The sequence below is a fragment of the Klenkia sp. AC732 genome, from assembly GCF_979256525.1.
This window is the reverse complement of the sequence record NZ_CEEDOS010000045.1, coordinates 26,881-39,049: the sequence shown is the minus strand read 5'-3', so window position 1 is coordinate 39,049 and position 12,169 is coordinate 26,881. Positions and strand designations below refer to the sequence as shown.

At 75.4% G+C, this 12,169-nt stretch carries 10 protein-coding genes; 3 read left to right on the top strand and 7 right to left on the bottom strand.

The window, feature by feature from the left end; all coding sequences use genetic code 11:
- Positions 1-31: 31 nt before the first annotated feature.
- Complete coding sequence (locus AC0IVP_RS18450; protein WP_056297324.1) at positions 32-400, top strand: hypothetical protein; 369 nt, start codon at positions 32-34, stop codon at positions 398-400.
- Between the two features lie 72 nt (positions 401-472).
- On the opposite strand, the gene AC0IVP_RS18445 is transcribed toward AC0IVP_RS18450, so the two are convergent.
- The 6 genes from AC0IVP_RS18445 to AC0IVP_RS18420 all read right to left on the bottom strand — a co-directional run bounded on the left by AC0IVP_RS18445 (position 473) and on the right by AC0IVP_RS18420 (position 8,707).
- The gene (locus AC0IVP_RS18445; RefSeq protein WP_471758452.1) at positions 473-1,948 is read right to left on the bottom strand and encodes an ATP-binding cassette domain-containing protein; all 1,476 of its coding nucleotides are present in this window, start codon (positions 1,946-1,948) and stop codon (positions 473-475) included.
- A 149-nt stretch (positions 1,949-2,097) separates the two neighbouring features.
- A complete protein-coding gene (locus AC0IVP_RS18440) occupies positions 2,098-3,672 on the bottom strand; it encodes a glycoside hydrolase family 13 protein (protein ID WP_471758450.1) in 1,575 nt (524 codons plus the stop codon).
- 63 nt (positions 3,673-3,735) lie between these two features.
- Complete coding sequence (locus AC0IVP_RS18435; RefSeq protein WP_056297333.1) at positions 3,736-4,167, bottom strand: globin; 432 nt, start codon at positions 4,165-4,167, stop codon at positions 3,736-3,738.
- A complete protein-coding gene (locus AC0IVP_RS18430; RefSeq protein WP_471758448.1) occupies positions 4,164-5,429 on the bottom strand; it encodes an MFS transporter in 1,266 nt (421 codons plus the stop codon). The genes AC0IVP_RS18435 and AC0IVP_RS18430 overlap by 4 nt, the downstream gene beginning before the upstream one ends.
- Positions 5,430-5,449: 20 nt before the next feature.
- Positions 5,450-6,469 (bottom strand): mechanosensitive ion channel family protein, encoded by a 1,020-nt coding sequence (locus AC0IVP_RS18425; protein ID WP_056297336.1) that lies wholly within the window; start codon positions 6,467-6,469, stop codon positions 5,450-5,452.
- 144 nt (positions 6,470-6,613) lie between these two features.
- Positions 6,614-8,707 (bottom strand): prolyl oligopeptidase family serine peptidase, encoded by a 2,094-nt coding sequence (locus AC0IVP_RS18420; protein ID WP_471758446.1) that lies wholly within the window; start codon positions 8,705-8,707, stop codon positions 6,614-6,616.
- A gap of 197 nt (positions 8,708-8,904) precedes the next feature.
- On the opposite strand from AC0IVP_RS18420, the gene AC0IVP_RS18415 reads away from it, so the two are divergent.
- A complete protein-coding gene (locus tag AC0IVP_RS18415; RefSeq protein ID WP_056298194.1) occupies positions 8,905-9,432 on the top strand; it encodes an HNH endonuclease in 528 nt (175 codons plus the stop codon).
- A gap of 4 nt (positions 9,433-9,436) precedes the next feature.
- Here AC0IVP_RS18415 and kynU read toward each other — a convergent pair whose 3' ends face one another.
- Positions 9,437-10,708, bottom strand: a complete 1,272-nt coding sequence (gene kynU / locus AC0IVP_RS18410; protein ID WP_235564857.1) for a kynureninase — start codon at positions 10,706-10,708, stop codon at positions 9,437-9,439.
- Positions 10,709-10,740: 32 nt separating this feature from the next.
- On the opposite strand from kynU, the gene AC0IVP_RS18405 reads away from it, so the two are divergent.
- Positions 10,741-12,162: an amidase gene (locus tag AC0IVP_RS18405; protein ID WP_471758444.1), complete on the top strand. Its 1,422-nt coding sequence runs from the start codon at positions 10,741-10,743 to the stop codon at positions 12,160-12,162.
- The last annotated feature ends 7 nt before the right edge of the window (positions 12,163-12,169 follow it).

Below are 12,169 nucleotides of genomic sequence, written 5' to 3'. Positions count from 1 at the left end.
ACCCCCCACCCCGACGACAGGAGCACCCCCCGTGGCACAGCTCGACACCGTCATCTCCGACCTGCTCTCGATCGACGGCGCCAACGGCGCCGCCATCGTGGACGTCGACAGCGGCATGGCCCTCGCCGCCGGCGGCAACCCCGGCTTCGACCTCAACGTGGCCGCGGCCGGCAACTCCAACGTGGTGCGCGCCAAGCTGCGCACCATCAGCGACATCGAGCTCAGCGACGAGATCGAGGACATCCTCATCACGCTGCGCACCCAGTACCACCTGATCAACGTGCTCAAGGGCGCGGGCACGTCCGGGTTGTTCGTCTACCTGGTGCTCGACCGCAACACCGCGAACCTGGCGCTGGCGCGGCACAAGCTGCGCGGTGTCGCGGGCTCCATCACGGTCTGACCCGGTGGTCGTCCCGGGCCGGGGGGCCGGGACGACCCCGGTCGCCCGGGCCGGGCCCGGGCTCCGGTCGCCTCAGGCGCGGGCGGCCTGGCGGAGCACCCGGTCGCGCAGTCCGGCGGGGTCGGTGTCGGCGACGTCGACCCACTCCACGACCCGGCCGTCGGCGAGCACGCCCACCCGGTCGCAGCACTCGGCGAGCTCGTCGGGGTCCACGGAGAGCACCAGCACGGCGGTGCCGCGCGCCGTCGCCTCGTCCAGCAGCGCCCGGACCTCGCGGCGGGAGCGCTGGTCCAGGCCCCGGGTGGGTTCCTGCACCACGACGACGTCACCGGCCGCGGCCAGCCACCGGGCCAGCGCCAGCTTGTGCTGGTCGCCCCCGGACAGCGCGCCGAACACGGTGCGGATGCTGCCGGTGTTGACGTGCAGCTGGTGGACGGTCTTGATCACCCCGCGCAGCGACGCGATCTCGGTGGTGAGGTCCGTCGGTCGACCCCAGGGCTCGTCGACGAGGGTGCGCGCGATGGTCTCGCCCGGGTCGACGCCGTAGGCGTCCTCGTCGGGGGAGTAGACGGGCAGCATGGGCGAGCCGGTGTGGCGACGTCCCCGCAGCCGCACCTCGTCGGCTGAGGCGGGCACGGCCCCGCTGAGGGCACCGACGAGCTCCAGGACGCCCGACGCGCGGTCCCCGGTGAGCCCGAGCACCTCGCCGCGGTGCAGCTCCAGGTCCACGCCGTCGACCCGATCGGGCACCCGCAGGCCCCGGACGGAGAGCGCGACGGCGCCGGGCCCCACCGGGGCGGCCACCGGCCGGGCGGGGACCGCCGGGGCCGGCGTCAGCGGGGCGGGGGCGAGGGTGGCGGCGGCCAGCCGGGCCGGGTCGAGGTCCCGGGCCGGGGAGTCGGCGGCGATGACGCCCTCGCGCAGCACCAGCACCCGGTCGACCACCTCGAGCATCTCGGGCAGCCGGTGGCTGATGTAGAGCACCCCGCGGCCTTGCTCCCGCAGCCGGCGGGCCACGGCGTGCAGGGCGAGCACCTCGGTGGGCGTCAGCGCGGCCGACACCTCGTCCAGGACGACGAGCCGGGTGTCCTCGGCCAGCACCCGGGCGGTCTCGACCAGGCCGTGCACGAACCGGGGCAGGTCGCCCACCAGCAGGTCGGGGTCCAGCTCCAGGCCCACCTCGGCGAGCACCGCCCGGGCGCGGTCACGCAGCACCCGCTCGGAGAGCCCGGCGGCGTCGCCGCCCCGGGCCAGGGCCTGCGCCACGGTCAGCTGCGGGTCGATGCGGACCAGCTGCTCGACCACGCCCACCCCCAGGTGGCGGGCGTCCTCGGGGGACAGCGGTGCGTAGGGCCGCCCGTCGAGGGTCATCGACCCGCCGTCGGGGGGCGTGGTGCCGGCCACGACGTCGCCCAGGGTGGACTTCCCGGCGCCGTTGGCGCCGACCAGACCGACGACCTCCCCGCCGTCCAGCGCGAAGGAGACCCCCTGCAGCACGCGGCGGGCGCCGAAGGTCTTGACGAGTCCGTCCACCTGCAGCAGGGCCATGCCGGACGGCCTCCTGGGCTGGTCAGCGGGGACGAACGGGTCGCGCGTCACCACATTCGTCACGGGTCGTGTCGGAATCGATGCTACCCGTGCCCGCCCCCGGCGCCTCCCGGACCGAGGGGTCCGGGAGGCGCCGGGCGGGCCCGGGGTCAGTCCCGCAGCCAGACCGCCGCGTCGTGCGGCAGCGTCCCACCGGTCACGTCGGCGCTGGCCAGCAGCACGTCACCCGGCAGCAGTGGCACCGGCGCGCCGGAGAGGTTGACCAGCAGGACCAGGCCGCCGTCCCGGCGCAGGGCCAGGCAGCCCTCCGGGGCCGGCAGCCAGGTCAGCCCGCCGCGGACCAGCGGGGAGGTCCGACGGGTGTGCAGCGCGGACCGGTACAGCGACAGCATCGAGTCGGGGTCACCGTCCTGGGCCTGCGCGGTGAGCCCGGCCCAGCCCGCCGGCATCGGCAGCCAGGTGTCCGAGCCGCTGGTGAAGCCGTACGGCGGGGCGTCGCCGCTCCACGGCACCGGGATGCGGCAGGCGTCCCGGCCGCGCTCGGTGTGCCCCGAGCGCTCCCAGACCGGGTCGGTCAGGGCCTCGTCGGGCAGGTCGACGTCGGGCATGCCCAGCTCGTCGCCGTTGTAGAGGAAGGCCATCCCGGGCAGCGCGAGCTGCAGCAGGGCCGCGGCCCGCGCCCGGCGGGTGCCGAGCTCGCCGTCGCCGTAGCGGGTGACGTGCCGCGGGCGGTCGTGGTTGGACAGCACCCAGCACGCCGGCGCCGGGGTCTGCTCGACCGAGGCCAGGGAGTGCACGACGGCATCACGCAGGGAGGCGGCGTCCCAGTCGGCGGTGAGCAGCCGGAAGTTGAACGCCGAGTGCAGCTCGTCCGGGCGCAGGTACCGGGCCAGCCGCTCGTCGTCGGAGACCCAGACCTCGCCCACGGTCATCGTGCCGGGGTACGCGTCCATCACCCGGCGGACCGCCCGGTGGACGTCGTGCACACCGTCGTTGTCCAGCCGCGGGTCGCCCGGACCGTGGTCGTCGAACAGGCCGGCCTCGTCGAAGTCGACGTCGGGCAGGCCCTCGGCCTTGACCATCCCGTGCGCCACGTCGATCCGGAAGCCGTCGACCCCGCGGTCCAGCCAGAAGCGCAGCGTCTGTTCCAGGTCGGCGAGCACCTCGGGGTGGGTGAAGTCCAGGTCGGGCTGCTCGGGGGCGAACAGGTGCAGGTACCACTGCCCGTCGGCGACCCGGGTCCACGCCGGACCGCCGAAGATCGAGGGCCAGTTGTTCGGCGGCTGCGCACCGTCGGCGCCCTGCCCGTCCCGGAAGACGTAGCGGGCCCGCTCGGCCGACCCGGGGCCCGCGGCCAGTGCCTGTTGGAACCACTCGCGCTGGTCGGAGGTGTGGTTGGGCACCAGGTCGATGGTCACCCGGATGCCCGCCTCGTGCGCCTCGGCCAGCAGCGCGTCGAACTCGGCCAGGGTGCCGAACACCGGCTCGACGTCGCGGGGGTCGGACACGTCGTAGCCGTGGTCGGCCATCGGCGAGGGGAAGAACGGGTTGATCCACAGCGCGTCGACGCCCAGCGCGACCAGCTCGGGCAGCTTGGCCCGGATGCCGGCGAGGTCGCCGACGCCGTCGTCCCCGCCGTCGGCGAAGGACCGGATGTAGACCTGGTAGAAGACCGCGTCGCGCCACCAGTCGGTGGCGGCGGATGCGTCGGGGGTGGTGGTCACGGGTGCTCCAGCGGGTCTCGGGGGCACGCCGACGGCGCTGTCAGCTGGTGCGGGTGGGGCGGGTCAGGGGGAGAGGTCGCCCTCGGCCGGCTCGGTCCAGCGGTTCTGCATCGACCGGGCGGCCATCTCCAGGTAGCCCCAGAGGGTGGCGTCCTGCTCGGGGGTCAGGTCCAGCGAGTCCACGGCGGCGCGCATGTTGCGCAGCCACGCGTCGCGCTCGGGCTCGGCGATGGCGAAGGGCGCGTGCCGCATCCGCAGCCGGGGGTGCCCGCGCTCCTGGGAGTAGGTGGTCGGGCCGCCCCAGTACTGCTCCAGGAAGCCGCGCAGCCGGTCCTCGGCGCCCTCCCAGTCGTCCTGCGGGTACAGCGGCGCCAGCACCGGGTCCTGCCTGACCCCGGCGTAGAAGTGCGCCACCAGGGCGTGGAAGGTGGGGGCCCCGCCGACCTCGGCGTAGAAGGTGCGTGCCGAGGGGAGGGGCCGACTCGACTCGCTCATGCCCTCGATGGTCCCGCAGTCCCGGCGTCCGTGGGTGGGCGGGTGCGGACCAGTGCCACCAGCGTCGGGACGACGGCGACCAGGCCGACGGCGCCCAGCACCCCGACGACGGCCGTCGGTGGGAGCTCCGACGCCAGCGCCCCGGCGCCCACCGCGCCCAGCCCCTGGGCCCCGAACAGCCCGGCGATCGCGACCCCGAAGGCGCGACCCCGGTAGGCCGAGGGCACGGCCTGCACGAAGACCACGTTGAGCGGGATGGTCCAGGCCGACCCGGCGCCGGACAGCGCCAGCAGCGCGGTGACCGCGACCAGGGCCCCGGTGCCGCCCAGGTGCAGGGCGGGCCACACGAGCACCAGCGGCACGAGGGACAGCACCACCAGCGGCACCATGAGCTGCTCGCGCCGGGCCGGGGAGGTGAACCGGCCGACCAGCACCGCCCCCACGATCGTGCCCGCGGGCTGGGCGGACAGCAGCACCCCGACCAGCGCGGCCGAGCCGGTCAGCTCCACCGACAGCGGTGTGACGATCCCCTCGGGGCCGTTGACGAACAGCACGCCGACCCACAGGACGGCGACGATCGAGGCCAGTCGCGGGGTGCCCAGCACCAGACGCAGGCCGCGGCCCACGTCGGTCAGCACCGTGCCCGGGTCCGTCCCGTCCTCGGGCACCGGCGCCGGCCGCCGCTGCAGACCGGCTGTCAGCCAGATCGCGGACACCGCGAAGGTGAGGGCGTTGACCGCCAGTGCCAGGGACGGCGTGAACGCGGTCGCCAGGAACCCGCCGAGCAGGAACCCGCCGATCTGGGAGACCTGCTGCAGGATCCCGGTCACCGAGGTCGCCACGGCGTAGCGGTCGTCGGTGAGGATGTCCGCGGTCAGCGCCGACCGCGCGGACTCGAACGGCGGCGAGCAGACCGACACCGCCAGCAGCAGCACCAGCAGCGCCGGCAGCGGCATGCCGGGGAGGGCCATGACCCCCACCAGCACGGCCCGGGCCGCGTCGCTGGCCACGAGCACCGTGCGGCGGGGGAACCGGTCGGCCAGCGCCGAGAGCACCGGCCCGCCCAGCAGCCACGGCAGGTAGCTGATCGCGAAGGTGGCCGCGCTCAGCAGCGCCGACCCGGTCCGCTGGTAGACCAGCACGGTGAGGGCCAGCCGGGCCAGCTCGTCGCCGATGGTCGAGAGCAGGTAGGACCCGAAGAGCGGACGGAACTCCGGCACCGCGAACACCGACCGGTAGCTGGCCGGCCGGTCTGCGGCCACCTCCTCCGGGGCGCGGTGGCTCAGGGCGCAGCCCCCGTGGCCGGGGCCCCGAAGGTGGGCAGCGGGATCTTGATGCCCTCGGTGGCGAAGCGCTCCTGCAGCCGCATCCGCAGCTCGCGGCCGACCCGCCACTGGTCGGCGTTCGTCGTGCGGACCTGCAGGCGCATGAGGATGCCCTGGGCGGTGATGGACTCCACGCCCAGCGACTCGGGCTGGTCCAGGATGACCTGCGCCCACTCGGGCTCGGCGTAGACGGCGTCCCCGACCTCCTGGATGACCGTGCGGCAGTTCTCGAGGTCGGTGTCGTGGGCGACCGGGATGTCGATGACGACCTGGGCGTAGCCCTGGCTCTTGTTGCCCACCCGCAGGACCTCGCCGTTGCGGGCGTACCAGACCACGCCGTTGACGTCGCGCAGTCGGGTGATCCGCAGCCCCACGGCCTCGACCGTGCCGCTGGCCTCACCCAGGTCGACGACGTCGCCCACGCCGTACTGGTCCTCCAGGATGATCCCGATCCCGGCGATGAAGTCCTTGATCAGGTTCTGCGCGCCGAAGCCCAGCGCGACGCCGACGACACCGGCCGAGGCGACGATGGGGGCCAGGTTGATGCCGAGTTCACCCAGCACCAGCACGATCGCGATGAAGAACACGACGATCGAGGCGAAGCTGCGCAGCACCGACCCGACCGCCTCCGAGCGTTGGGTGCGGCGCTCGGCGACCTGCTCGACCACCTGCTGGTGGGAGGGCCCGGGGCCCTTGGTGCGGCGGGGCTTGAGGATCGTCGGCATCTGACCGGTGGCGGTGCGGTCGGTCAGCCGGCGGATCGTGCGGTTGATGACCGCCCGCGCGACCAGTGCCACCACCACGATCAGCAGGATCCGCAGCGGGGTCGCCACCAGGGTCTGCGCGTTCGCGGCCAACCAGTCCATGCCGAACCACTCGTAGAGCCGGGCGCACAACGAGGACGAGTCGTCGGTGACGCAGCTCGGGGCGTCCAGGCCGTCGGTCGCCGCCGCGGTGACGGACAGTGCTGTGCTCATCACTGCAGGAGTCTCCCAGGTGCATCGGGGTCGTCGGTCGACCCGCGCCGTCGCCAGGTCCCCGGGTGCTCACGGGCACGGCTGTGCCGTCCGGGTCTGGGACGGCGCGCGGCCGGGGCCGGCCGTCGGCGGGGGGGTGCGGGGTCAGCGGGCAGAGAGCCCGGTGTGCGCCGCCAGGAAGGCGAGCTGGTCCGCCGCCAGACCCACCGTACGGCTCACCGCACGCGCCCCGTGGCCCACCGCCACCTCGCGCCGCAGCACGATCGGCGCGGCCCCGGAGGTGGCGTGCTGCAGTGCCGCGGCCAGCTTGCGGCCGTGCAGCGGGTCCACCCGGGTGTCGGACTCGAAGGTGGTGATCAGCACCGCCGGGTACGCCGCACCCTCGACCACCCGGTGGTAGGGCGAGTACCCCAGCAGCCAGCCCAGCTCCTCGGGGTCGGCCGCGGTGCCGTACTCGTCGTTCCACGTCCGGCCCAGCCCGAAGAGCTCGTAGCGCACCATGTCCAGCAGCGGGGCGCTGCACACGACGGCCGCGGCCAGGTCGGGGCGCTGGGTCAGCGTCGCGCCGACCAGCAGACCCCCGTTGGAACCGCCGAAGACGGCCAGCTGGGGGTGGGTCGTCCAGCCCTGGGCCACCAGGTGCTCACCGGCAGCGGCGAAGTCGTCGAACACGTTCTGCTTGCGCTCGCGCATGCCCGCGCGGTGCCACTCCTCACCGTGTTCGGACCCGCCCCGCAGGTTGGCCACGGCCCACACCCCGCCGGCGGCGACCCAGGCCAGCGTCTGCGCGCTGTAGCCCGGGGTCAGCGACACGTTGAACCCGCCGTAGCCGTAGAGCACGGTGGGCCGCGGGGTCGAGGGTGCGCCCTCCAGGGCGACGACGAACAGGTGCACCGGGGTGCCGTCGGCCGAGGTCGCACGGGTCTCGGTGACGACGACGTCAGGGACGGCGCCGGCGACGGGGGCCCGCTCCCAGTCGGTCAGCGCGGTGGGGTCGGCGGCGTCCCAGCGCAGCACCGACGGCGGGGTGGCGTGGTCGGTGTAGCCCACCCACGCCGACGTCCCGCCCTCGGGCGGGGCGCTCACCCCGGCGATCGACCCCGGCGGCACCCGCACCTCCCCGACCCGGCCCGAGCCGTCGGCGGCCCACAGGGACAACCGGTCGGTGGCGTCCACGGCGTGGACGGCGAGGACCTGCAACGACCCGTCTGCGCCGTCGACCAGGGCGACGTCGGTGAGCACGCCGTCCTCGGACTGCGCGATCACCTCGGTCCAGGCGGCGGGCGCCCAGGTGCCGGGGTCGGCCGGGTCGGCGACGGCGAGCCGACCACGCGGGGCGTCCCGGTCGGAGAACAGCCACAGCCGCCCGTCCCGGGCCACCCACGCCGAGGTCTGGGCGTCCACGCCGACCTGCAGCGGTGCCAACGCCCCGTCCCCGTGCAGGTCGGCCAGCCACACGTCGTCCCGGGGGGCGGTGCCGGCCGAGGCCGAGACGACCAGCCAGCGGCCGTCGGAGGAGACCCGCACGCCGTAGTAGTTGGTGGGGTCCAGGCCCTCCCCGTGCACCAGCACGTCGGTGGCCGGGTCGGCGCCGACCCGGTGCCGCCACACCCGCCGGTGGAACTGCTCCTCACCGGCCGGGACGTCGGAGGCGGCCAGCCGGCGGACGTAGAAGAGCTCCTCGCCCCCGGGCAGCCAGGCGACGGGGGAGTAGCGGCAGCGGTCGACCGGACCGTCCAGCAGCTCCCCGGTGGCCACGTCCAGGACGAAGAGCCGGGACTCCTCGTCGCCGCCCACCGAGACCTGGTAGGCCAACCGGGTGCCGTCGGGGGAGGGCGACCAGGCGTCCAGCGTCGTGGTGCCGGCAGGGTCCAGCTGCACCGGGTCGACCAGCACTCGGTGGGTGCCGTCTGGCTCGCGCACCCGCAGCACCGCGTGCTCCTGGCCGGGGTCGCGGCGGGTGGAGAAGGCGCGGCCGGCCCGCCACGCGGGCAGCCCCACGGCGCCGGAGCGGACCAGATCGGACAGCCGCGCGGCGAAGGCCTCCCGGTCCGGGAGCGCGCCCAGCAGGGCGGTCGCGTACTCGTCCTGCGCCGCGGACCAGTCCGAGGTCCGCGGGTCGGCGGCGTCCTCCAGCCAGCGGTAGGGGTCGGCGACGCGGTGGCCGTGCAGGTCCTCGACGAGGTCGAGCCGGGGGGCGAGGGCGGGGTCCGGGCGCAGGTCGGGCGAGGCGGTCACGCGCCGACGGTAGCCACCACCCCCGACAACTCGTTTGCCCGTTCGTCACCTGGGCGGTGCAGGATGGGGGTGCCCGTGGGTCGTGCAGCACCCCGGCGGTCCGGGGCTGACGGAGGTGCCCCGTGCCGCTCACCGCACTCGGGTCGTCGTCCGCGTCGGGCCCGCCGGGCCCGCGGCGCGACACCCGCCCCGGTCCCGTGCCGCCCGCTGCCACGACTGCGGCCACCCTGCTGCTCAACGCGACGTACGAGCCGCTGTGCGTGGTGTCCAGCCGGCGGGCCATCGTGCTCGTGCTGGCCCACAAGGCCGAGCCGGTCGACGTCTCGGACGTGTTCTGCCACGCCGAGCTCGTGGCGCTGCCCGTGCCGGTCGTCGTCCGGTTGACCCGGTACGTGCGGGTGCCCTACCCGGCGCAGGTCCCGCTGTCCCGCCGCGCCGTCTTCACCCGGGACGGCTCGACGTGCGTCTACTGCGGTGCCCCGGCCACCAGCATCGACCACGTGTGGCCGCGCAGCCGGGGTGGCACGCACAGCTGGGACAACGTCGTCGCGGCCTGCCGGCGGTGCAACCACACCAAGGCCGACCGGTCGCTGGCCGAGCTGGGCTGGACGCTGCCGCACCCGCCGGTCGCCCCGAGCGGGTCGGCCTGGCGGCTGCTGGGCCACCGCGCCGTCGACCCGCGCTGGCGCAGCTGGCTGGGCCTGGCCGAGAGCGTCCCGGCCTGAGGGCTCAGGTGACCCGGCTGCGCCGGGTCGGGTAGCCCTCGTGCGCCCCGGTCGCCAGCACGTCGGCCAGCCGCTCGACGGCGTCGAAGACGTCGACGAAGCGGGTGTAGAGCGGCGCCGGGCCGAAGCGCACCCGGTCCGGCGTCCGGAAGTCCGGGACGACGCCCCGGTCGACCAGCGCCTGGGTCAGCTGCCAGGCCTGCGGGTGGGCGAAGCTCACGTGCGCCCCGCGGCGGGCGGCGTCCCGCGGCGAGGCCAGCTGCAGGGCCGGCAGCCGCTCGTCGGCGAGCGCGACCAGCAGGTCGGTCAGCGCGCGGCCCTTGGCGGCGACCGCGGCGATGCCGGCCTCCGCGGTGATCCCCACGCCCACCTCGACGGCAGCGGTGGCCAGCACCGGCGGCGTGCCGACGGCGAAGCGGTCCACCCCGGGGGCCGGGTCGTACTCGGGGCCCATCGCGAACTGGTCGCGCTGGCCGAACCAGCCCCACACCGGCTGGCGCAGGTCGGCCTGCAGCTCCCGCCGGACGTAGAGGAAGGCCGGCGCCCCCGGACCCCCGTTGAGGTGCTTGTAGGTGCAGCCCACGGCGAGGTCGGCCCCACCCGCGTCGAGGTCCACCTCGACCGACCCCGCGGCGTGGCTGAGGTCCCACAGCACCAGCGCGCCGTGCTCGCGGGCCAGCGCGGTGACCGCGGCCAGGTCGACCAGCGCGCCCGAGCGGTAGGCCACCAGCGACAGCACCACGACGGCGACCCGCCCGTCCAGCGCCGCGGCCAGCACGTCCAGGTCGAGCCCGGCGTCGATGTCGGCCGCGACCTCGCGGACGGTCAGGCCCTTCTGTGCTGCCACCCCGGCCACCACGTACCGGTCGGTGGGGAAGTCGTCGGCGCAGCACACGACGACGTCGCGGCCCGGCCGGGCGTCACAGCCGGCCACCAGCAGCTTGAACAGGTCGATCGACGTCGAGTCGCTGACCAGCACCTCGCCGGGACGGGCGCCCAGCACCCCGGCGGCCAGCGCGTCGCCGACCCGGCCGGCCTGGGAGACCCACTGCGACCAGGACCCGACCAGCCCGGCGCCCCACTCCTGCTCCACGACCCGGGCGACCGCGGCCGGTGTCGCGCGGGGCAGCCGGCCCAGCGAGTTGCCGTCCAGGTAGAGCCGGCGGTCCGGGCCGTCGTCCCAGCTGCCGTCGGGTCCGTCGCCGGTGAACCGGTCGCGGAAGGCGGCCAGCGGGTCGGCGGCGTCGAGCGCCTGGGCGTCGGCACGGGTCGTCACGGTGCCGATCATGCCCCGCTAGCGTCCCGGCCATGACGCAGCTGCACGAGCTGACCGCGCTGGAGCAGGCCGCGGCCGTCCGGTCGGGGCAGGCCAGCCCCACCGAGCTGGTCGACCACCACCTGGCCCGCATCCAGGCCCTGGACGCCGGCATCGGGGCCTGGGTGACCGTCACCCCCGACCGGGCCCGGGCCGCGGCCGCCGCGGCGGAACGGCTGCTGGCCGCCGGTGGTGAGCTGCCACCGCTGCTCGGCGTCCCGACCGGGATCAAGGACCTGAACCTCACGGCCGGCGTGCGCACCACCTTCGGCTCCGCGGCGATGGCCGACCACGTGCCGACCGTCGACGACCACGTCGTCACCGCGCTGGCCGCCGCCGGCACGATCAGCCTGGGCAAGACCAACACCCCGGAGTTCGGGTTCCCCTGCTACACCGACAACGACGTCGCCGGCCCCGCCCGCTGCCCGTGGGACACCACCCGGCTGGCCGGTGGGTCCAGCGGGGGAGCGGCGGCCGCCGTCGCCACCGGGATGGTGCCCTTCGCGCAGGGCTCGGACGGCGGGGGCTCGATCCGCATCCCGGCCGGCATCAACGGCCTGGTCGGCATCAAGACCACCCGCGGGCGGGTGAGCAGCGCCCCGCTGGGCGCCGAGATCACCGGTCTGGGCGTGCAGGGCCCGCTGGCGCGCACCGTCCGGGACGCCGCGGCGATGCTCGACGCCATGGCCGGACCCGTCGTCGGCGACCCCAGCTGGGCGCCGCCGCTGCCGCCGGGGGAGACCTTCCTGGCCGCCGCGGACCGGCCCGTCGGGCGACTGCGGGTGGGGCGCTACCGCGACTCCGGGATGCCCGGTGTGCAGCTGGCCCCCGAGGTGTCGGCCGCCTTCGACGACGCCTCCGCCCTGCTGGAGTCCCTCGGCCACGAGGTCGTCGACCTGCCGGCAGCACCGCTCACCGACCAGGTGCTGGCCGCGTTCGAGACGGTCTGGTCGCTGTCGGGGGCCACCCTGCCGGTGGGCGAGGCCCAGGTCCCGCTGCTGCGCCCGCTGACCCGGTACCTGCGCGAGCGCGGGCTGGCGCTCTCGGCCCGGGAGGCGATGGACGCGCTCTTCACCCTCCGGGTCTTCAGCCGCCGGTTCGTGCAGGCCACCGACGCCTTCGACGTCCTGCTGGCACCGATCTGCACCGACACCCCGCGCCCGGTTGGCTGGTTCGACCACGACGGGGACGGCGCCGCGGACTTCGAGCGGCAGAAGGCCTACGCCGCGTTCCCCGCCGTCTACAACGTCACCGGACAGCCGGCGGTCAGCGTGCCGCTGTGGTGGACCGCGGACGGCCTGCCGATCGGCACCATGCTGGTCGGCCGCCCCGCCGACGAGGTCACCCTGATCGCGCTGGCCGCCCAGTTGGAGCAGGCCCGGCCGTGGGCGCACCGACACCCTCCGGTCTGGTGAGCCGGTC